The sequence below is a fragment of the Paenibacillus sp. FSL F4-0125 genome, assembly GCF_038008565.1.
In the GTDB taxonomy this organism is placed as follows: domain Bacteria; phylum Bacillota; class Bacilli; order Paenibacillales; family Paenibacillaceae; genus Paenibacillus_AQ.
The window spans coordinates 6,481,267-6,502,617 of sequence record NZ_JBBOZJ010000001.1; the positions used below are offsets into that span (position 1 = coordinate 6,481,267).

Here is a 21,351-nt window from a genome sequence, read left to right on the forward strand (position 1 = left end):
ACCATAGCTCTTCCTATATAAAAAATCGTCAATAGCTACGTGTCGACCTGATCGCGACATTTGCTCGGGATTGGGCTTTTCCAATACTCCCGGCCTCTTTATCGAGTAGTTCATCCACACGCAGACAGTTCAAACCCTGTAGCTGAACATCACTTAAGACCTGTTCCAGCCCTGTGATCATGTTCAGCGGCGCTTCTCTATCTGCCCCTAGCGTATCCCCACTATCGTGAAGAGTGATGATGGAGCCTGGTTTAATCTTTTTCAATAAATCATGCTTTAATTGCTTCGCGCTAACGGATGCTTTCCAGTCCCCCACCATAACAGACCACAACACAATCTGATAAGAACGTCTAAGGAAAGCAAGATCACCTAAATTAAGGAGCCCCCAGGGTGGGCGATACAAGATAGGACGCTCTCCTGTAATCCGCTCGACAATGTCAGCTGTTCGATCCACTTGCTTCCGTCTATTCGTCCATGGGGAGTAAATCCAGTTGGGCACGTGCGAATAATTATGAATGCCGATCTGGTGTCCTTCCCGGTGCATTCGCTTGATTAAATCCGGGTATTGCTCAGCCTTTTTGCCTAATACGAAGAAGGTCGCTTTAACGTCATGCTCATGTAATAAGTCCAATAATTCAGGGGTATAGCATGGATCTGGTCCGTCATCAAAAGTAAAAGCAATTCCCTTCGCAGCATCCCCTTTAGATGCAACACCCCAGCCTAATATTCGAGTAATCAAAAAAGGAACCATCATATAAAGAATAATGACATCTATAGCTAAAATAATGAGTGTCCACATCAGGAAACCGCCTCTTTCCTTCGAGGAGCAAACCTCGCTTTCAAAGACTGTTTACTAAGCACAAGCATCATGGGAGACAACTTCTCCGTACTGTCCTCTACGCGTTGCTTCCCTTCTGGATGCAGCATGCGAAGCAAGAACCTAAGATAAATTCCATACCATCGCCGCTGCCATTTGGACTTGATGGGATGCTGATCGAATCCTATTCCATGGATGATCCCTCGGTGAAGTAGCGTAATCCCCGTTAGCGCCTGTACTTTGCTTAGCTCTGGATTACTATCCAGTTCACGACTAATCTCCTTCATGGCCTCGCGAAGCATGCGTGCAATACGGATTCCAGCCCGATCAGCGCCGAGTGTACGCGTTAGCTGCACAACCTGACGATTATCCAGATGAAGCTCACCCACCCAATCGCCCGGAAGTATCCGATGCCCATCTTGGCAGACCACACTTTCTCCGTGATACTTCAACACGACCAATTTACATATCCCGTATCTCCATACGGATTGACTGCGGAACTTAGTGATAACGGCAAATAGATTCTCCCACATCATCCAAAGGGATTGCGAGAATAATTTTACTAATGAAACTGAAGCTGCCATCATTCTTCCTTCTCTCTTGTTTAAGTTTATCTTCTAGCAAAATCCTTCACTAAACGCCGCGTATACCTGCCGATCATCTTTACCAGACTGTTCCCGAGATAAGCACCTATCCATAGAAATAATGCACCTAACAGCAAGAAAAAAAATGAGCTCCTCAGCGTACTATTTGTTACACCGAAAAACGATATAGAAGAGACGCCGAATGAATACAAGATAGGTGATAACAAGAGAATAATAGGAGTCAAGTAAAAAAGAGCTGCACATATTAGACTCAGCATTCCGATAATACCCTGCAGCATCAGTCCTATAATCGCTCTCCAGTTATGTTCATCCAGCAACTCCCCTTTAACCCGCTCCCACATGCTGCCTTCTTCTTGAGATCGGGCCGGAATCGTCCGTACGGAAATATCCGTATAGACTTTGGTTCGAATTCGCTCATGCTGTAAAAAAGTCTCCGTAGAACGTAAAACATAATAAAGGATTGGAATACCTACTATGGTGAAGGACATCGCGACCCCAAAAGCAATGCCCACCATATAAAAACAAAGGTAAAACAGCCCGGTGGCAAAAGTAATTAATAAGTAACAGAAATTCCTTACATGTTTGCGGATCATTTGATTCATGGTCTTCTCTCCCTCTCTGCATTAAAAATTGGTTCCTCTACACAGTTCCTACACTAATGCTATTAATGTAAAATCGACCAGTGCCATAATGTCATATGACAGTCATTTCATACAAACATAACGCCTTCGGCGTGCTTATAAGGACAGTAAGCGTTTAAGCGAGAAATATAAGACATAAAGTATGGTGTAAAACTTATACGTTCTTATATATAAAAAAAACACCCTATCGCCTACTCCCGAAAGGAAAATAGACAACAAGGTGCTCACTCGTTAATTTCAGATGATTCAGTTATGGTTATTCCGTAGTGCCAAAGGCTTTCTCTACAGCTTCTTCGCGGTTCCGTACACCCAGCTTAGCATAGATAGTAGAAGCGTAATTTCTCACCGTCCCATCAGACAAATACAATTTGGCCGCAATCGATTTATAACGCATCCCTTTCGAGAGGCATTCTAGAATCTCAAGCTCACGTGGGGTCAGCCCATATTCATTACTCTGTTCAGTCTGCACTTCAGAAGCAGGATGCATCTCATAATGATCAATTAATACATTCGTAATAGCAGGAGTTATCATCTTCACACCCCGATGTACGAGACGTATACCTTCAAATAGCTCCTGCGGCTCGGTAGACTTTAATAAGTAGCCATCTGCCCCGTTTTGCAAGGCTTCGACTGCCATATCTGTTTCTTGAAAAGTAGTGAGGATCAGCACTCGTACCCCTGGCCATTTTTGCTTAATGCGCTTAGTTGCTTCCGCACCGTCCATACTTGGCATATTTAGGTCCATCAACACCACATGAGGTTGATCCTGCTCGCAGAAGCTTACTGCCTGCTCACCATTCTCTGCTAGCCCTATGATCTCAAAATCCGGCTCCTGCTCTAGAATAATTCGCAGACTATCCCGGATATAAGGCTGATCATCTACCAGCAATAAACGAACCATTTCCTCCCGGATCTCTTCCAGTCTCGGCAAACTACAGGTCACTAAGGTTCCTTCCCCTGGCTTAGAGTAAAAATACACTTGCCCTTGCAAGTTAGAAACTCGTTCCTTCATCGCGTTCAGACCGAATCCTGCTGTTAAATCCGCTGCGCCTAATCCATTATCCTGCACATCCAGCCGAATCAATTTCTCTTCGTAATGTAGACTAATGACAATTTCACTGGCTCGACCATGACGTACAGCATTGGTTATCGACTCTTGCAGACATCTGTATAAAGTCATCTGGGCTTGCTTGGATACTGCATATGCCTCTCCAAACGTTCTTAGGCGAATCTGAACCTTCGAGAGAGTCTGGAAATCATCCACTAATTTCTGCAGGGACTGCATAAGCGTCAACGAATCCTGTGAGGAGCCCACATGGTGCAAATATCGCCGAACATCATCCAAGCCATTGCGAGTTAGCTTTAATAAGGAATCTATCTTATGCTCTCCTTCAGAGGTATTCACCTCCGTACGTAAAGTCTCTAGCCCCATAAGAATGGAAGTATAAGAATGCCCCACAGTGTCATGCAAATCTTTGGATAATCGATCTCTTTCCTCCAGAAGGGTCATACGCTCGACTTGTGAGATATACTGCTCCAGGACAGCATTCTGGTTCTTAATAATCCCGTTCTGCTTATGATTCACCACCAGCAAGTGAAAAGCGAAGCCAATCGTATACACCAAGCCAAAGTTCACAATCATCGATATAGCATCCATTTGTTGTGACAATCTAGATAACATTATTGGAATCAAGATCACCGTGATCGGAGCTGACCAACGATAGGACTTCTGTGCACTATTGCTGGCAATCATAAAAGCAATTGGCAGAAAAGTTACATACGAATCAGGAAACAGAGCAGCCAAATATAAGCATAGACCACCTGAAAGGAGGATCTCCGCCATCAGATAATACTTATAATGCAGCTGCAAACAAAACCAAGGCACTGAAAAAGAGATCACACCCCAAACAAACACGATCCAGAAAGGAATCGTAAAATCCTCTGAGAGATAACACATCGTAACTATAAAAGAAGTAGAAAAACAAATCCGAAACAGGAGGACGAGCCAATCGTACCAGAACCACTGTTTGACCAGATTAAACAAGACATAGCCCCCTATATACTGTGCTGACTAGACCTTTATTATAGTGTAACCCCTTGGGACCTTACTAGTTACAAAAGGTCATGAGTTGAGATGACACTTCCTCTAATTCTACAAATCCCATAGAGGTCACTATCGACGTCTCTGAGATTCTAAACAAAACAATGTCACAAATCAACGACTTGAAATTGTTATATAAATGAAAAGCAAAGGAGGTGATCGCTTGGAAGAAGCTAGACCTAGCGGCGCTGCTACAGAGCAAATAGAGGCCGCTGTTTCACTGGTTAAGTCGGGAAATCATGAGGCTTATACATCTATCATCCACAGATTTGAAAAACCCATGTACATCTATTGCTATCATCTGCTCAAAAACCGGGAAGAAGCTCAAGATGCCGTTCAAGAAATATTCATCAAAGCTTATCAAGATATTCACCGTTATGAGCCTACTGTCTCCTTCTCTGCATGGTTGTACAAGCTTGCCTATCATCACAGCCTGAACCTGCTAAAGAAACAGCATCGAAGGTTAAAGATTGTATCGTACTTCAAACAACAGGAGGAAGCCACGGAGCCCATTCCAGAGCCGGAATCGCCTTTAACTGAGTTACTGACCTATCTCACTTCAGAGGAAAGGCACATTCTATTGCTGAAAGCAGTGGAGGAATACAATTTTGAAGAGATTGGTCAAATCATGGACTGTAAAGCAGCAACCGTACGAAAAAAATATCAACGCTTGCGCCAGAAACTCATGGAACAAGCCAATAAACAACGAAAGGCAGGCGGATTATTTGCGCAATCCAACGAATGACAGGCAAATGGAACAAATTGAAAGCATGATCCGGGAAACCGGGACGCCACAGTACAGCCTTAGTACACAAATTATGAATCGGATAGGAGACAATCCCATGAATAAGACTACTAAACGAGGAAATATGCTTAAGAAAACATTGCTCGCCACCACTACAGCAGCAGCACTTGGACTTGGAATCATCGGTACTGGATTTATCTCACCGGTAATGGCAGATACGCTAGGCCAACTCCCTGTCATAGGCAGTCTGTTCCAGAATAACGTGGATAACGGACTAAAGTCCGCTGCTGAGAATGATCTTATTAGCAAGATTGGTATAAGCGACTCCCATGAAGGCGTAACGCTGACAGCCTCAGAGGCTTACCACGATGGAAAACGCCTATCGATTGCTCTTGAACGCGAGGGAGTAATCACAACTGAAGATCAGTTAGTTGGCCCCATGGAAAATCGGGAAAAAGGCCTACTCTTAACAGATGAGCTTATCGTTCTAGTTAACGGCGAACAAGTCAAGCGAATGAGCGCAATGCCCATCATCAACTCCGATCATACTGTAGAAAAAAATGCAGCTTTGCTGGAAATCATAACCGAGGACGGTCAGCAACTGCCGGATCACTCCGAATTAACCCTTCAAATTAAACTTGCAGGAATTAACGGTACTTATGAAATGCAAGTGCCGGTGAGCAAGACAGCAACTCAATAACTTCTAGTAAAGGATAGCCCCTTTCGATTGCAAACAGCGAAGGGGGTTTCTCTTTGTCTACATCCTTAAATCGTTCGATGGCCTCATAACAAATATCTTTTTAAATAAAAGCCGTCATTGTATGATAGTACATATTATTTAGCCAGAAAATATAGATGAAGGGGTCGATAACCAATGGGCGGGAATATCCAGATACAAAATGTAATGGACCAATTAAACAAATGGCTCATTAAATTACCTCAAGACATCAGACTTATGTCAGAAACAGAAGTGACAGAGCGCCCCCAGCCTCATAAATGGTCACGAAAAGAAATATTAGGACATCTATGTGACTCCGCGATCAATAATCTTGAACGATTCATCAAAATTCAATATGAGGATCAGCCATACGTCCTGCAGAAATATAATCAAGAGAAGTGGGTTGATCTACAGGATTATCAGAATACCTCTATCGAAGAAATCGTGCTTTTATGGAGCAGCTTAAATAAACGAATCGTAAACGTGATTTCCAAAATTCCCAGTGACAAACTGGCCTATCTTTGCAATATAGGAAATAATCAACTGGTGACTCTAGAATGGCTGATTCAAGACTATCTAGAACATATGGAGCACCATATTCAAAAGCAAATTTTATAACGCATTACTCATCATCGGAGGAATCATCTATGTTAGCCGCACTACTTCACGGAATCGCCTTAGCCTTTGGATTAATTCTTCCGCTTGGCGCACAAAATGTTTTTGTATTTAACCAAGGCGCCTCACAGCCAAAATTTAAGAAGGCGATTCCAGTTATTCTTACAGCCGCTTTATGTGACACCCTTCTTATTTTATTAGCCGTACTAGGCGTTTCTGTTCTTGTGTTTGCCATCCCTGTTCTGCAGACCGCTTTATTTGCTGCGGGACTTGTATTCCTTTTGTATATGGGATGGTCCATCTGGAGAAGCACACCTACCTCTTCATCCACAGACACAGCACCACTATCTTCAAAAAAACAGATCTTGTTTGCGATGTCCGTCTCTTTATTAAATCCACACGCGATCCTGGACACCATTGGGGTTATCGGCACCAGCTCTCTGAATTACACGGGCATAGATAAAGTTATGTTTGCTGCTGCGACCATTCTGGTTTCTTGGGTTTGGTTCTTTGGGCTTGCTGTAGCAGGGAAGATTGTAGGACAAATAGACTCGAGTGGAAAAATCATGCGGATCATTAATAAGATTTCTGCGATTATCATTTGGGCCGTTGCAGCATATATTGCTTACAAGCTTTTTCAGATGTAAGCAAGAAAGGTCATCCCTTATAGGGATGACCTTTTGTTAATATCTATACATATCCTTGTCCATACATTCAGTTCACTTTCGATAGAAATGCCGTAAGCTTCTCCATAGTACAGCTTAATTCGTTCATGAACATTCTTCAGGCCGTAGCCTGTTCCGTTAGAGTATAACAACTGCTGGATTTGCTCCTGATCCATCCCTTTCCCATTGTCACTTACCACAAACCGGATATTGTCATTATACGTATACGCTTCAATGGTAAGCATGCCTTTCCCATCTTCTTTTTCATCGATACCATGTTTAATCGCATTCTCAACAATCGGCTGCAATATAAAGTTAATCGTCTGATAGGAATACAACTCTTCCTCAATATGATAAGTGACATCGAAGAGCTGATCATCATGCATGGCCAACTGAATGTCGATATAGGCTTGAATATTAAGAATTTCATCCCGGATACTCGTCAATTGCTTTCCATTGTTCAGACTGGTTCTATAAAATTTCGAAAGCGCATTGACCACCACGCTGATGTCCTCGGCCTCCACTTGGACCGCCCTCCAATTAATAATCGAAAGCGTATTGTATAGAAAATGAGGACTAATCTGTGCCTGGAGTGCCTTCAATTCGGCTTCTTTTTCCATAATACCGGATTGATAGACCTGCCCGATCAATTCCTTTATCCTCCGAACCATGCTGGCAAAGCTGTTGGTAAGCTCACCAATCTCATCTTTAGAATTAGAATGGATCAGGATATCGAAGTCGCCTTCTTCCACGACTCTTATTTTCTTTTTCAGCTTATAGATGGGTTGCACTAGCGTTTTTGTAAAAATCCATATAATCAGCAATAAGATTAAAATACATACCACTATAATGGACACCATTGCGGTTAGGATACTGCTGGTATCCACAATCATGCTTTTTACAGGTGTATAATAATAAAGCGTCCATCCGGGGCGTTCAATATCACTTTTGACCAAGGAATATTCCTTATGTCCGATATTGAATTGTCCTGAATCGGCACCTACAATATGATCTGCGACATTCTCTTCTTCAACCCCGCTACTTGCACTCGAATAGACGACTTGTTGATTGCGATCTGTAATAATGATGCCATAATCACTCTTCGTATTCAGCTCATCCAATTTTTCGAATATTCGATCCTTATCGAGCCTCACGTACAGCACACCAGCAAAGGTTGTATTATTACTTTTCATAATATTATGAGTTACAAATAAAACGTCATCATCATAGTTCCACTCCGTCTGATTGCTCATCTTCGCGGATTGATACCAATCTAAATTTCGAACCTGATCACTGGAGTAGATAAAGTTTCCGATCTGCTTGCCCGTATATTCTGAATAGAAGTTAACTTCCTTTAACTCCATATTAATATTCGTATAGTACCAAAGTGTCGGCTCAATATTTTCATTGAGTTCCTTCGTATAACTTATAATATCGCCTAATTCATAGCCCATAATTTTCTTAATAATCGGATTGAATACCATGAAATCAATAAAATTGTTCTGTTTCTCAAAGGTCTGTTCCAAGTTAAGCGAAATTTGTTCTACCGTATTCTTCATACCTAACATCAACTGCTGCTTCAAATAAGATTCAGCCATCCGGTAAGAATAGACTCCTAATACTAAGATGGGGATAATGATCACGACAAGATAGGAGGCCAGCAGCTTATGTTTGAGCTTTCTGTCTCGAAAAAACGTCAGTATCGTTCTCACAACGAACGGACCTTTTCCCGATATTGCGTCGGCGTAAGTCCGAAATGCTGTTTAAAGGAAACACCGAAATATGAAAAGTCGGAATAACCCACCATTTTATATACATCGTTAATTTTATAGTTACTTTGGTCTAGAAATTCTTTCGCTTTTTCCATGCGGTACTGATTGATATATTTCACTACACTTGTGCCCGTTCTTTTCTTAAAAATATGACTAAGATAGCTGCCCGACAGATGGACACTCGCCGCTAAATATTCCAAGCTTAGATCCTGGTTATATTTGCTCTCGATGATACGGATCAATTCATCCACAGCCCGCTTACCATATTCGCTGTCTGCTGAACGGCTTCCATCCGCCTCTGACTTAGACGGTGCACCCGCCCCTGTATACGGTTTCAAATTAACGTTACGTTTCTGGGATTCCTCTAGCTCACATTGTTCTACGACCTCAGACAGAACGCTGCGTAATGCTTCTGCTTCAACGGGCTTTAACAAATAATGCAGCACTTTCAAGGGAATAGCCGCTCTAGCATATTCGAACTCGCTATGACCGCTGAGAAGGATGATTTTCAGATTTGGATAGATTTCCCGAGCTGCCTTCACTAACTGCAGCCCATCCATAAAGGGCATTTTAATATCTGTTAGTAAAAGATCGAATTCTTGTTGTTCAATAATCTGCAGCGCTTCCTTGCCATTTCTGGCCTCGCTGATTTCTAAAGGAAGTTTATATTTAGAGATCAAGTATTTCATGCCATCTCTCTCGTACTTATTGTCATCTGCTATTAGCATTCTGTACATGATAGGACTCCCTCCATGGCTTAATTTTATCAACTTCATTCTTGAATTCAATGGTTTTCTGAAGCCAAATCTCTACAGCCTTAAGGAATGCGGGAAAAACAGTCCCCTTCGCCACTTTCTGGCTAGAAAACTGTTTTCCTTGAAGCTCATTCATTGTAATCTGCTATACCAAACTCAGAAATCGTATTTATGATGCTGCTCACCACTTCATACAGCGATCCTTGTGGCTCTGTCGCAAATAGCTCATGACCCTGCGTCCATTTATACTCCCAAGCATACCAATCAATAGGATCTGGCGGTGTCTGACCAGACATCGCCTTACTAAGCGAAGAGATAAACATTTCCCAACGAGGTAAGTAGAAGCTCTCGATTAAACCAGACCATTCTCTATGAGAGTATTCGTGCAGTAGTTGTGATGATTCCTCAGGGCCCCACAATGTGACTAGTGTTCTCGCATTAAATTCGAACAGCGCTTTCTCTTCTTCCGTTCTTCCCATACGTTTAGCATCTTCAAGCCACGGTCCAAGCAAAAATTGTTTATAGGTACGCAGCAAACGTTCCTGCATACGAATCAGCTGTAGAAATTGCTCTGATTCTTTTTCGAATGTGACCTGATCCCCTGTCTGATAAGCATCTGTGAAGCGTTTATAATAGACTCGGGACAAATCGGCCAAGGCTTGCCGAGTCACATCCGTAAGGTCATATCGATAGGTCTCAGCATCGCTGTATTCCTCATAACATTCAAACAGAGATTTGCAGGCTTGACGCACATCTTCAAGCTCATAATATACATTTGTCGGACCCCAGTTAGATACTTTGGTAAGGTCCAAGGACGGACGTGCACATATGAAGGACTCCATCCCACCCTGCTGCACTGTGTTACAGTTGTATACACTCTTTCGTAGGAGGTTCCAAGCCTCTTGTGCTGCTGGAACAACTTTACCGTACCGACGTTCGATATAACCTTCTAGCCATTGCCCAACATCATTCGCTTCTGAGCGCCAAACGGTGTCCACCAATAGATCGTACATTACAGGATTGGTCTCAATCCCCTCCATAGCCATTCCGATCCCACACATACGACCCGCTTGTGGATTGTGCAAAGTGGTGATAGGGTCATGTGCAATTCTATTTAAGTTGCCGAACATCCCGTTTTTACCACCATAATTCTGAATCATACACCACACCCATGGGATCCCTTGAAAGGCTTCACTCGTCTCCCAAGTCGGATGGGACTCACACCACAAATCAAGCACCAGTGCTTGCTCCGGGATCACGTTCTGTAAAATTTCTTTTTTCGGATTACCTTCCCAAGCTTGAAACACCCATACAGCCTGTGGATCATGACGCAGCATCTCAGTCTGAACACCAACTGCATAAGCTACTAAATCAATTCCCTCCGTATTTCCGCCTTCATGGAAGGGATCTACACTATAGAAATGAATATCTGTTCCGAATAGCTTTTGCTGTTCCTCATAGAAAACAGTAGCTACTGTAGCATACATCGGATCATCTGCCAGTAAGAGTGAAGGTCTATCAAAATTACACCATTTGCCTTGATTGACCGGTCTTGAACTAGGGAATTTATCACCGAAATCCCGGGGAACCATACCACTATAACCTGGCAGCACAGGCGAAATGCCTAAGCTTAACATCCTCTGATGAATGGCATTCGCTAATTTAGCTCGATCTTCAAACCACCATTCGGGTAGCGGACCTCCCCAAGACGTCATATTCTGCATCCATTGCCACGCAAAGAAAGCCGGTCCACATACAAATTCAGAAACCTCTTGTTCCTCATAGCCTATCCGAAGCAGCGTTCTTCTCCACACTTCTTCTTGCCCAATAATGCTAAGTGCCAAGTTGATACCGTTCATCGCCATCTGATCAATTTCTTGTTGCCAACGTTCCCAATCCCAGAAAGGCATGGAGTAGGAGAAGGTACAATAGTTCAAATAATACCGATATTTATAAGGCGTCGCGAGACGAACAGGTTCGAATAGTCCAGGTAATTGTTCAGGCAACTCAAGTTGATTTCCGCACCACGATAAATGTGCCTTACAAGTATGTTTTAAATACCAGTGGAAGCCCGATGCCAAAGCTGTTCCGGAGGAGCCCTTGATCACAACCATACCACTGTCGCTTGCTAACTCAAATACATCCTGATCATTCTCTGGCGCTATAGATTCCAGGCGGATTTGGGAGGACTTTTCTGGTCCAATAACTCTTTCAATCATAGCTAATACATTCATTACATCTACACTTTGAAGCATCATAGAACGAATCCTCCTATTATCCTTTTAGCGCTCCAGCCGCAACGCCCTTAATAATATATTTTTGCATCACGAGATAGAAAATCATTAGAGGCGCAACACCCATCAATAACATTGGAAACAGGCTGGTCCAGTCCACGGAGAATTGTCCGACATTACGGAAGACTTCCAACAGGATGACGTTATTCTCCCTTGATTGTAGGAATAGGAGTGGGTTCATAAAGTCGTTCCATACATTCAACGTACTTAAGATCACCACAGTTGCTATAACCGGCTTCAATAATGGAAATGCGATAAGCCAAAAGGTTTTAAAAACCGAACAACCGTCTATAAAAGCTGCCTCTTCCAGTTCAATCGGAACCGAGCTAAGGAAGAAACTATGAAACAAGAATATGGCAATGATGCTGCCCGTGCCGATATTTACAACCGTTACGGCAGCTAGATGATCCATTAAACCAAGCGCATTGATCAATTTATACAGATTCACAAGCCCCATTTGGAAAGGAACCATCATTCCCGCCAAGAAAAAATAGAACAAAAAGCGATTAAAAGCATGATTTCTTCTCGCCAGAGCATACGCCGCCATGGATGAGAACAAGACAATGCCTAACACAGATAGCACCGTAACAATCAACGTATTCATAAATACACGCGGATATTGCATCGTGTTCCATGCCTCTGCATAATTGCCGAAGTTAAAAGTAGTGGGTAATGACAAAGGAAACAGCGTTGCCTGATCTGGTGTTTTAAATGTAGTCACAATCAAATAGTAAATCGGTATAAAAGTAATTAAGGCAGCAATAATCATACAAACTTCAAATAAGGGATTCCCCCATTTTCGCAGCCATTTCGTATTCATCGTGTTTGTTCACCCCATTTTTTCAAGAAGCTCATCATCACCATGGTAATGATCATCACGGCAATGAAGAATACAACCCCAAAGGCTGCACCTTTCGCATAAAATCCTTCTGTAAATACCGTCTTGATATAAGCTGTCATAATTGTTTGTGTCGAATTTCCCGGTCCACCTTCGGTTAGAGCAAAGATAATATCGAATACTTTTAACCCACCGATCATGGCAGTGACCGACACAACGTTAACGGAAGGCTGCATAAGCGGCAAAGTCACTCTCCAGAACTTACCCCAGCTATTGGCTCCGTCGATTTCCGCCGCCTCATATAAATCCTTAGGAATGGATTGCAGATTGGCAAGGAAGATAACCATCGCCCACCCGGTCCACTGCCACAATTGCGTTCCGACCACCGAATACAAGGCCAAGTCAGGATTGCCTAAGAAATTGATTTTCGCAAATCCCAGCGCAGTAACCGCCCGGTTGATCAGACCAAAATCTGAAGTAGACATAATATAGCTCCATAAATAACCAATAATTAACGGGCTAAATACCGCAGGCAAGAAGAACATCGAACGCAAAATATTTTTGGTCTTTAGTTTGCGATCTAGAAATACAGCCAGAATTAAGCCGAGACTAGTCTGGAATACGGTCATTAGAATGGCGTAGATAATGGAGTTCTTGATCGATATCGTTAACAGATCACTATCAAAAATGCCCTTAAAATTATCGAATCCTACAAATTTCAAATTATCTAATTTCATATTGGAATAGTCGGTAAAACTATAGTAAAATGTCGAGAAAAAGGGATATACACAAAATAGTAAGTAAAAGATCAGCACCGGCAGGATCAATATTTGATAATCAAGTTCCCTCTTTAGCAACCTCATTTTCGTATTCATACTATTCAACCTCTCTTGTAAAACACTTGCGGGCAGCGATCAGGCTGCCGCAAGTATCATAGCTCATTATTGTGCTTTACCTTGAATGAGTTCATTGGTCTTCTTATCAATGGCTTGCAGTGCTTCCGCAATTGTCATTTTTCCACTCAATACATATTGAAAATTCTTACCGTAATCTTCAATTACATTAGATGCATCGCCCCAGTTGTTCCACGGTGCATATACATTTCCTGCTTTCAACGTTTCGCTTACACTTGCGAATTGTTCAGGCATTTCGAATTCAACATCTTTCAAATAACTGCTGCCACCTTTGTTGTCACTCCAGAAAGCTTGTTGTCCTTCAGGCGTTGAAATTAAATCTAATACCTGCATGATTTCTTCTTGGTGCTCTGACTTACTATTTGCAGCAAATCCTACACCCGGTCCACCAATCAACCAGCCCGCACCTGGCTCAGACCCATAGAAAGGAAACATATCAAATTTCAAATTCGGATTTTTCGTTTGAATGGCTTCTACAGCCCACGGCCCAGACTGCCACATAGCAGCTTTTCCAGTTGCGAATTCATCCAAGGCTTGGTCATAATCCACGCCGAGCATATCCTCCGTTAAATAGCCCCGTTTGATTAATTCCGTCCATTGCTCAAGGGCTGTATTCCAGTTCCCATCAAGCTTTTTCTTACCTTCACCGTACTGTACATCGAAGTCTTTATTCTCAGCCTTAGACAAGAAGTTGTTCATTACTAGGCCCATAGAAGATTTCATCATAGGCTCCCAAGATTTAGCACCCATCGCCTGAGGTTTGATTCCATTCTGTTTCAATGTCTCATGGAGCGCTAGTTCTTCTTCAAAGGTTGTAGGAACCTTCAGATTCAGCTTTTCAAAAATCTCTTTATTATAGAACATGCCTTCGAACCAACTGATTCCCGGAAGCGCATATAATTTACCGTCTACAGAGTAGACATTCTTGCCACCGTCATTATAACGATCAGCTAGTTCAGAGATATCCTTAATGTAGCCTAGCTTTGCATATCTTGATGCCGTATAAGGATTAGTAGAAATAATGTCTGGGCCTGCTCCAGCCGTTAGCTGTGTTTCAATAATATTTTGATACTGCTTGTTATCAATAAATTGATATTCAAGCTCAATATTCGGTAGCTTTTCTTTTACCAGATCCAGAAGGGTCTTAACACTATCCTCTTTGTTCCAGTACGCAATTCTGATTTTCACCTTATCTTTCTTTTCCCCTTGATTGGCTGCTGGAGCGTTATTCTCACTACCACAACCTGCAAGTGTCATTGAGAGTAAAGTGACGGCGGTGAGAAGTAAGATATTAAACTTTTTCACGGTGAGACCTCCCTTTTCTTTTCTATAATGTAAGAGCTTCCATGACTAAATTTTAGAGCAGTTCATAAATTTACGTTATCTAAATTTCTTTGGTTCGTTATGAATAATCTGCTTTTTTATATGAATCATTAGTTGTACACCAAATCGTCGTATAATTAAGTCCAATTTACACCATAATGTACTAGAATTTTGACTTCTTGTTCGGAATGCTGTACATTACAAAGTGGACGAACAATCAACAAACCAAAATACTATAATGTTCGCATTTAGAGGTGTATATAATGAAAAAAGTATTCGATTATGAAGATATTCAGTTAATTCCTGCAAAATGTATCGTAAATAGCCGTTCGGAGTGTGATACATCAGTAACCTTGGGCGGTCATACTTTTAAATTACCTGTGGTACCCGCAAATATGCAAACCATCATAGATGAGAAGATCGCCAGCTTCTTAGCGGAAAATGGCTACTTTTACATTATGCATCGTTTTGAACCGGAGAAGCGTACATCTTTCATCAAAGACATGCACGCCCGCGGATTAATCGCATCCATAAGTGTCGGAGTTAAAGAGGAAGAGTATGATTTCGTGGAACAATTATCTAACGAACAGTTGGTTCCGGAATTCATTACAATAGATATTGCTCATGGTCATTCCGAGGCAGTCATTCGTATGATCAAGCACATTAAACAGTACCTGCCTACTAGTTTCGTTATTGCTGGAAACGTGGGAACACCAGAAGGCGTTAGAGAATTAGAGAACGCTGGGGCAGACGCTACTAAAGTAGGAATTGGACCAGGTAAAGTATGTATCACGAAGATTAAGACTGGATTTGGAACAGGCGGCTGGCAATTGGCTGCACTGCGCTTGTGTGCGAAGGCTGCAAGTAAGCCTATTATCGCTGACGGAGGCATTCGGACACACGGTGATATCGCCAAATCCATTAGATTTGGGGCTTCCATGGTCATGATCGGTTCCCTATTTGCAGGGCATGAAGAATCTCCTGGGGATACTATCGAAATCGATGGAAAGCTGTATAAAGAGTACTTTGGCTCCGCTTCTGAATACCAAAAAGGTGAAAAGAAGAATGTTGAGGGCAAAAAAATAGTTGTCGAACACAAAGGCGCTTTAGCAGAAACGTTGAGAGAGATGGAGCAAGATCTTCAGTCCTCGATTTCTTATGCTGGAGGCAATAAATTGGAAGCCATTCGTAAAGTCGATTATGTTATCGTTAAGAATTCCATTTTTAATGGTGACAAGGTCTATTAATAAGCATAAATGCCTTCGCCGTCCTTATAGGGACGGCAAGCGTTTAAAAAAGAGGTGAGCAAGACGACTTAGGTCGTTCTTGCTCACCTCTTTTTAGGTTGTTATGATTTCCGCTATACCACTTTGGGGTAATCATCTAATAGGCTATTAGATTGAACAAGAGAGGATAATCCCTATGCGGCAAGCTATGATTATTATTAACCCCTCATCTGGTAAAGAAGAAGCTGGCGAATATGTCAGATATGCAGAAAGAGTTCTAGCTGATCAAGGCTACTTGGTTACGATCAAGGAAACGGCAAAGGAACTAGATGCAACTCGTTATTGTATCACTGCCTGCGAGGAGTGTTACGATCTAGTCGTCTCCATTGGCGGGGATGGCACGCTTCACGAGACCATTAATGGTCTTATGAATCAGAAACAACACCCAAAGTTAGGTGTAGTCCCTTTAGGAACGGTTAATGATTTTGCCCGCGCGTTACAGATTCCATTGAATCCCGAAATAGCCATTCAAACCCTTGCTTCCTCTAACGTAAAGACAGTTGATATTGGTTGCTTGAATGACCGCTTATTCGGAAATGTTGTTGCTGTAGGTTCAATCGCCGGATCATTATCCTCCGTATCAATCGAAGAGAAAACCAAACTCGGCTCATTGGCATATTTGAAAGAAGGCCTAAAACAACTTACAAGCACTTCCCCCCACCCTCTTGTCATTCATTATGACGAGAAGACATGGCAAGGCGATTCCCCGCTTTTTCTCGCCGTGTTAACCAACTCCGTTGGCGGATTCGAGAATCTGATACCTGATGCTGCGGTTGACGATGGTCTGCTTCACTGTTTTATTATTCAAGACCTCAGTATACTTAATACCATTACAGCCAGTATTTCTTTACTACTTGGCAGCCTTAAGGATCATAAAGATGTTGTCTATTTCACGGCCCAAAATGTGACAGTGAGCTCTCCAGAAGCCGTAAGAACCAATGTGGATGGTGAAGAAGGTCCCATTTTACCAATTACGCTAAGTGTTCTCCCTCGTCATATCCAAGTCATTGTGCCGGAAGTGGACTAACAAATAAAAAGCAGTCCGGAACTCAAATAGTTCCAGACTGCCATTATTTTATGGATACCCCGTTCCATATCTTCTTTTTTTTGCAAATCACTTATAAAAATTCTATTCCGCTACAATAAACTTTTTACTTAATAACCACATTCCGCCGCTAATCCCTAAGAAATAAATAGGCATCGTCAGTAATGAACCATTATGCAGGGTGCTCATTCCCCACGTCGCTAAACTTACTAGCAGATAATATCCCAAGCTGAAGATCGCGCCTGCCGTTCCTACAACGTCCTGAAATTGAACAAGAGCAAGACTTAGACAATTAGGCAAAGCGATACCGGCCCCCATTAACATAACAAAAAGAGTGATTAAGATACATACGATCAGTATTATATCCGGCAACGCTCCAAGACTACTCACAAGTGTTAATAGCAAGGAACCAGCAGCCATCACTAGACAGCCGATGTGAATTATTTTTTCTGCGGCATAGAGACTCAATAATCTCTTGGACATCATTGCTCCCACTATCGATGCCAAGGCCACAACAATACCTAAAAAACCATATACTCCCGGTGAAATATTAAAATGTTCAATAAATATAAAGGGTGCTTCCGCATAGTAGCTAAATAAAATTCCATTGATGCCCCCGATCAGTAACCCAAACACTAGTACACGTGGCAATGAGAGCATTCTTTTAACGATAGGTAGAATGGCCACCTTTTTTCTCGCGGAAACATCTGTGGTTTCTGGCAGCTTCCAAAAGGCATACATAAACAACAACACACTCATCATCACTAATGTAAAGAAAACCGCTCGAAAACCAAAAGCTTGATCCACAAAGCCGCCAATAAGCGGCCCTACTGCTGGAGTAAAAGCAATCACAGCCGAAATCTGGGCAAACATGGCATGCCGCTTATTTCCGGATACACTCTCACGAAGAATTGTTTGTGTAATGATCGAGCCTGTCGCTGCTCCGAACGCTTGTATAAACCGACTGATTAACAGCAGATTAATGGATTCCGAGTAAAAACACATCAAGCTTCCAATACCATATACAATGAGGCCACCCAGCATGGCAGGTCTCCGTCCGATGAAATCAGAGAGCCAACCCCAACACAAAACACCTAAAGCAAATCCGATAAAATATATACTTAATGTTAATTGTACAGAACTATTAGCGACGCCAAGTGCAACCGCAATATCCGGCAAAGATGGAGTATAAATCGTCTCACTAATTTGCGGAAAAGCCACAAGAACAATCATTAGCAGTAAAGATGGTGCTGCATATTTTTTCATATTAATTCGCCCTCCTACAAGCTTATATCCTCGAACAACTACAAGAATATGAGCCTAGCTAGGGAAATGGGGGCATCATTATGGCAAGACGACTATAAATCATCATATTCAAAATTACCTCTCATTGTTATGCTTTCATTGTTATATAGGAGGGTTTCAATGATTCAACTAAAATATCATTATATACGGTAATAGATAAGCTCTCAAACGAATCGCTTCGCCTGAGAGCTTATTTGAATTTAGCTGTCAGCTTTTCTACGATACACCCAATAATAACAAGCTCTATAATCATAACAGTGACCCAAATGATCGGAAACACCTTAAGGATCGATAAAGCAACTTCCCCATTGAATTCTCCAACCGCTAAAATGATATTTAATGAAGACATAAACAGAACGGTAGTGTACAAATATTGCACCGTATAATACGCCCTCTTTACCGTTTCTCGGTAATAGTTTCGCAATAGTCTTTGAAGGTGCAGCAGATCGCTGCGTTTGACACAGCATGATTGCACCCTCAATCGAGGTTGTCATCTATAAAGCAATATCCGTTTATGTAAGTGTTTTTGTGCCGGAGGAGGCAAGGTTGCCGTCTCCCATGGATTAATGATATCATTCGAATGAAGTTATCTTACTTTAAATAAGAAGGAGGAATACCCGATGAAAAAGAGATCGCTAAAATATTTGTCCTTTGGTATTGGGTATTCTACGGCTGTTTTTTTCTAGAATTAATGATTGATAGGATAAGTCTGTCAAAAATTAAAACTAAAAAACAGTGGAGATATATAACCTAGATATCGTTATGTATCTTCTATTAAAGGAGAATTCATAAAAATGAACTTAAATAATCATGTGATCACAAGATATAATCCAGAAAATATTGCGAAACCCGTTGGTAACTACAGTCATGTAACAAAAATAAGCAGAAACGCTGAAATGTATGTATTTTCTGGTCAAATTGGAATCGATCAAAACAGTTATATCCCTACAGATTTTAATCAACAAGTAACAAATACGATGAGTAATATTGTGGAAGTCCTCTCTTCACAAAAGTTAACTCCCGATAACGTAATCAAAATCAACATTTGGGCCACAGAAGAAATCGATTGGGATCATTTCTATGAAATTTGGAATAAAGTATTCGGGATAACGCCTCCTTCAATGACCATTGCTTATGTTAAAGGGTTAGGTTTACCTGAATTAAAAATCGAATTAGATGTTTGGGCTGCAGGATAAACCCTAAATTAAGAAAGACTAATTTTATATCCTCAACGCAAAACGAAAAACGAGCCTTAGAAGCGATTCTAATGGCTCGTTTTTCTAATTCTATCTCTTTATATCTGAAGAATTGTCCCAACCATCAACGTTCTCGAGTCCCGGAATGCTGTCTTTATAGAAAACAGGATCCTTCCCTTCACGTTTCTGCTTTTTATAATCCTTCAAGGCGGCAAAGGCCACTTTAGATAATAGCAGGATGGCAATCAAATTCACGATAACCATGAAGCCCATAAATAAGTCGGCCAAATCCCATACCAATTCAACCTTTGCTACGGAACCAAAAATAATCATCGCCAAAACACTGTATCTATAGAATAGTAATACTTTCTTATTGGAATTCAAAAATTCTATATTAGTCTCACCGTAATAATAATTTCCAATTAACGTGCTGAAAGCAAACAAAAAAATCATAATCGCTAGTGATCCGGATGCCCACGAACCAATATGCTCGCTTAATGCGGCTTGTGTCAGCTTGATTCCATCCAGCCCTGGCTGCTTATAGGCATCAGACAACAAGATAATGAACGCCGTACTCGAACAAATAAGTAACGTATCTGTGAGTACACCTAGCGCTTGCATTAGCCCTTGCTTTACCGGATGACTCGTGGTTGCCGTTGCCGCAGCATTAGGCGCACTACCCATACCCGCTTCGTTAGAGAACAAGCCACGCTTCACACCCTGTAGAATTACTGCACCAAGAGAGCCACCAGCCACTTGTTCAAATCCGAAGGCACTTTTCACAATGAGTGCGATAACTCCCGGGAGCTCCGTAATATTAATCAACATTATAATAAGAGCAGCCCCAATGTAGAGCCCTGCCATTACCACTACAATGTATTCAGACATTCTTGCGATACGCTTAACACCGCCGAAGATAACCACCGCAAAGGCAGCAGCCATTACAAGCCCAAGAATGGCCCGGTTGGTGCCAAACGAATTTTCAAAGGCCACTGTGACCGTATTCGATTGGACCGCGTTAAATACAAGCCCGAAGGATAATGTAATCAGAACCGCGAATATCACTCCCATCCAGCGCTTGTTCAGGCCTTTCTCCATATAATAGGCAGGGCCACCGCGAAATCCGGTCTTATCCTTCACTTTATATACCTGTGCCAAGGTGCTTTCTATAAAGCCGGACGCTGATCCAATAATGGCAATCACCCACATCCAGAAAATAGCCCCTGGACCACCTATGGCAATAGCAATTGCGATCCCCGTTATATTACCTGTCCCTACCCTCGCCGCCATACTAATGCAGAAGGCCTGGAAGGATGAAATACTATCTTTTGACCTTTCATTGGATCCTTTAAGAACCCGAAACATTTCTTTGAACATACCAAACTGTACAAATTTCGATCTTACGGTGAAATAAAGTCCACAAACAATAAGAAGGATCACCAATATTTTGGACCACAAAAAATCATTTGTTACGCTAATCATACTATCTAAAAATTGTTGCATGTAATTCCGCCTCTCCATTCTGTCGATACCAAGTTGCTAAGCTTATAACGCATAGTATTTTCAAATATAACAGTCATTATTTCAAATGCCAATAAAAATTGAAACTTTAATAACATCTCTTGTCAGTGGGTTTCGCATACTTTTCAGAATTATGGTAGAAAATACTAACTTTCTTTGATTTTAAGAGCTTTCGCTTTGCCATATTCACGTAAC

At 41.8% G+C, this 21,351-nt stretch carries 20 protein-coding genes; 7 read left to right on the top strand and 13 right to left on the bottom strand.

Annotation, left to right across the window (positions count from 1 at the left end):
* Positions 1-28: 28 nt before the first annotated feature.
* From NST74_RS28885 to NST74_RS28900, 4 genes are all read right to left on the bottom strand, one after another.
* Positions 29-799, bottom strand: a complete 771-nt coding sequence (locus tag NST74_RS28885) for a polysaccharide deacetylase family protein (protein WP_341115671.1) — start codon at positions 797-799, stop codon at positions 29-31.
* Positions 799-1,404, bottom strand: a complete 606-nt coding sequence (locus tag NST74_RS28890) for a YkoP family protein (RefSeq protein WP_341115672.1) — start codon at positions 1,402-1,404, stop codon at positions 799-801. Before NST74_RS28890 ends, NST74_RS28885 begins: the two co-directional genes overlap by 1 nt.
* A 23-nt stretch (positions 1,405-1,427) precedes the next feature.
* The gene (locus NST74_RS28895) at positions 1,428-2,024 is read right to left on the bottom strand and encodes a sensor domain-containing protein (RefSeq protein WP_341115673.1); all 597 of its coding nucleotides are present in this window, start codon (positions 2,022-2,024) and stop codon (positions 1,428-1,430) included.
* Positions 2,025-2,319: 295 nt separating this feature from the next.
* Positions 2,320-4,107, bottom strand: coding sequence for a hybrid sensor histidine kinase/response regulator transcription factor (locus NST74_RS28900; RefSeq protein WP_341115674.1), 1,788 nt, complete (start codon positions 4,105-4,107; stop codon positions 2,320-2,322).
* A 220-nt stretch (positions 4,108-4,327) separates the two neighbouring features.
* Between NST74_RS28900 and NST74_RS28905 the strand changes: the two genes are divergently transcribed.
* From NST74_RS28905 to NST74_RS28920, 4 genes are all read left to right on the top strand, one after another.
* Positions 4,328-4,909, top strand: coding sequence for an RNA polymerase sigma factor (locus NST74_RS28905; protein WP_341115675.1), 582 nt, complete (start codon positions 4,328-4,330; stop codon positions 4,907-4,909).
* Between the two features lie 7 nt (positions 4,910-4,916).
* A complete protein-coding gene (locus NST74_RS28910; RefSeq protein ID WP_341115676.1) occupies positions 4,917-5,609 on the top strand; it encodes a DUF4179 domain-containing protein in 693 nt (230 codons plus the stop codon).
* Between the two features lie 174 nt (positions 5,610-5,783).
* Complete coding sequence (locus NST74_RS28915; protein WP_341115677.1) at positions 5,784-6,245, top strand: DinB family protein; 462 nt, start codon at positions 5,784-5,786, stop codon at positions 6,243-6,245.
* A 29-nt stretch (positions 6,246-6,274) separates the two neighbouring features.
* The gene (locus NST74_RS28920) at positions 6,275-6,889 is read left to right on the top strand and encodes a LysE/ArgO family amino acid transporter (RefSeq protein ID WP_341115678.1); all 615 of its coding nucleotides are present in this window, start codon (positions 6,275-6,277) and stop codon (positions 6,887-6,889) included.
* Positions 6,890-6,906: 17 nt separating this feature from the next.
* Here the strand turns inward: NST74_RS28920 and NST74_RS28925 are convergent, their stop codons facing one another.
* The 6 genes from NST74_RS28925 to NST74_RS28950 all read right to left on the bottom strand — a co-directional run bounded on the left by NST74_RS28925 (position 6,907) and on the right by NST74_RS28950 (position 14,785).
* Positions 6,907-8,505 (bottom strand): sensor histidine kinase, encoded by a 1,599-nt coding sequence (locus NST74_RS28925; protein ID WP_341115679.1) that lies wholly within the window; start codon positions 8,503-8,505, stop codon positions 6,907-6,909.
* 110 nt (positions 8,506-8,615) lie between these two features.
* Positions 8,616-9,416: a response regulator transcription factor gene (locus tag NST74_RS28930; protein WP_341115680.1), complete on the bottom strand. Its 801-nt coding sequence runs from the start codon at positions 9,414-9,416 to the stop codon at positions 8,616-8,618.
* A gap of 146 nt (positions 9,417-9,562) precedes the next feature.
* Positions 9,563-11,692, bottom strand: coding sequence for an alpha-N-acetylglucosaminidase (locus NST74_RS28935; RefSeq protein WP_341115681.1), 2,130 nt, complete (start codon positions 11,690-11,692; stop codon positions 9,563-9,565).
* Between the two features lie 16 nt (positions 11,693-11,708).
* Positions 11,709-12,548, bottom strand: a complete 840-nt coding sequence (locus NST74_RS28940) for a carbohydrate ABC transporter permease (RefSeq protein ID WP_341115682.1) — start codon at positions 12,546-12,548, stop codon at positions 11,709-11,711.
* The gene (locus NST74_RS28945) at positions 12,545-13,303 is read right to left on the bottom strand and encodes a carbohydrate ABC transporter permease (RefSeq protein WP_341115683.1); all 759 of its coding nucleotides are present in this window, start codon (positions 13,301-13,303) and stop codon (positions 12,545-12,547) included. The genes NST74_RS28940 and NST74_RS28945 overlap by 4 nt, the downstream gene beginning before the upstream one ends.
* A 204-nt stretch (positions 13,304-13,507) precedes the next feature.
* Entirely contained in the window at positions 13,508-14,785 is a 1,278-nt protein-coding gene (locus NST74_RS28950) for an ABC transporter substrate-binding protein (RefSeq protein ID WP_042131615.1), read from the bottom strand.
* A 281-nt stretch (positions 14,786-15,066) separates the two neighbouring features.
* Between NST74_RS28950 and guaC the strand changes: the two genes are divergently transcribed.
* Both guaC and NST74_RS28960 read left to right on the top strand, forming a co-directional pair.
* A complete protein-coding gene (gene guaC / locus NST74_RS28955) occupies positions 15,067-16,050 on the top strand; it encodes a GMP reductase (protein ID WP_042131616.1) in 984 nt (327 codons plus the stop codon).
* Positions 16,051-16,225: 175 nt separating this feature from the next.
* A complete protein-coding gene (locus NST74_RS28960; protein WP_076120369.1) occupies positions 16,226-17,116 on the top strand; it encodes a diacylglycerol/lipid kinase family protein in 891 nt (296 codons plus the stop codon).
* A 102-nt stretch (positions 17,117-17,218) separates the two neighbouring features.
* Here the strand turns inward: NST74_RS28960 and NST74_RS28965 are convergent, their stop codons facing one another.
* Both NST74_RS28965 and NST74_RS28970 read right to left on the bottom strand, forming a co-directional pair.
* Entirely contained in the window at positions 17,219-18,400 is a 1,182-nt protein-coding gene (locus NST74_RS28965; RefSeq protein ID WP_341115684.1) for a multidrug effflux MFS transporter, read from the bottom strand.
* 229 nt (positions 18,401-18,629) lie between these two features.
* Positions 18,630-18,788 carry a hypothetical protein gene (locus tag NST74_RS28970; protein WP_341115685.1) on the bottom strand — a complete coding sequence of 53 codons (159 nt, stop codon included), beginning with the start codon at positions 18,786-18,788 and terminating at the stop codon, positions 18,630-18,632.
* Positions 18,789-19,233: 445 nt separating this feature from the next.
* Here NST74_RS28970 and NST74_RS28975 point away from each other — a divergent pair, with 445 nt between their 5' ends.
* A complete protein-coding gene (locus NST74_RS28975) occupies positions 19,234-19,635 on the top strand; it encodes a RidA family protein (RefSeq protein WP_341115686.1) in 402 nt (133 codons plus the stop codon).
* Positions 19,636-19,725: 90 nt separating this feature from the next.
* On the opposite strand, the gene NST74_RS28980 is transcribed toward NST74_RS28975, so the two are convergent.
* Complete coding sequence (locus NST74_RS28980) at positions 19,726-21,138, bottom strand: alanine/glycine:cation symporter family protein (protein WP_341115687.1); 1,413 nt, start codon at positions 21,136-21,138, stop codon at positions 19,726-19,728.
* Positions 21,139-21,351: the final 213 nt, after the last annotated feature.

Bases quoted from the DNA above. Each gene is read 5' to 3' on its own strand.
- NST74_RS28930 (WP_341115680.1), bottom strand. From the start codon at position 9,416: ATGTACAGAATGCTAATAGCAGATGACAATAAGTACGAGAGAGATGGC.
- NST74_RS28940 (WP_341115682.1), bottom strand. From the start codon at position 12,548: ATGAATACGAAATGGCTGCGAAAATGGGGGAATCCCTTATTTGAAGTT.
- NST74_RS28970 (WP_341115685.1), bottom strand. From the start codon at position 18,788: ATGTCTTCATTAAATATCATTTTAGCGGTTGGAGAATTCAATGGGGAA.
- NST74_RS28960 (WP_076120369.1), top strand. From the start codon at position 16,226: ATGCGGCAAGCTATGATTATTATTAACCCCTCATCTGGTAAAGAAGAA.
- NST74_RS28895 (WP_341115673.1), bottom strand. From the start codon at position 2,024: ATGAATCAAATGATCCGCAAACATGTAAGGAATTTCTGTTACTTATTA.
- NST74_RS28945 (WP_341115683.1), bottom strand. From the start codon at position 13,303: ATGAAATTAGATAATTTGAAATTTGTAGGATTCGATAATTTTAAGGGC.
- NST74_RS28975 (WP_341115686.1), top strand. From the start codon at position 19,234: ATGAACTTAAATAATCATGTGATCACAAGATATAATCCAGAAAATATT.
- guaC (WP_042131616.1), top strand. From the start codon at position 15,067: ATGAAAAAAGTATTCGATTATGAAGATATTCAGTTAATTCCTGCAAAA.
- NST74_RS28980 (WP_341115687.1), bottom strand. From the start codon at position 21,138: ATGCAACAATTTTTAGATAGTATGATTAGCGTAACAAATGATTTTTTG.
- NST74_RS28925 (WP_341115679.1), bottom strand. From the start codon at position 8,505: ATGGCTGAATCTTATTTGAAGCAGCAGTTGATGTTAGGTATGAAGAAT.
- NST74_RS28920 (WP_341115678.1), top strand. From the start codon at position 6,275: ATGTTAGCCGCACTACTTCACGGAATCGCCTTAGCCTTTGGATTAATT.
- NST74_RS28915 (WP_341115677.1), top strand. From the start codon at position 5,784: ATGGGCGGGAATATCCAGATACAAAATGTAATGGACCAATTAAACAAA.
- NST74_RS28910 (WP_341115676.1), top strand. From the start codon at position 4,917: ATGGAACAAATTGAAAGCATGATCCGGGAAACCGGGACGCCACAGTAC.
- NST74_RS28890 (WP_341115672.1), bottom strand. From the start codon at position 1,404: ATGATGGCAGCTTCAGTTTCATTAGTAAAATTATTCTCGCAATCCCTT.
- NST74_RS28965 (WP_341115684.1), bottom strand. From the start codon at position 18,400: ATGAAAAAATATGCAGCACCATCTTTACTGCTAATGATTGTTCTTGTG.
- NST74_RS28885 (WP_341115671.1), bottom strand. From the start codon at position 799: ATGTGGACACTCATTATTTTAGCTATAGATGTCATTATTCTTTATATG.
- NST74_RS28935 (WP_341115681.1), bottom strand. From the start codon at position 11,692: ATGATGCTTCAAAGTGTAGATGTAATGAATGTATTAGCTATGATTGAA.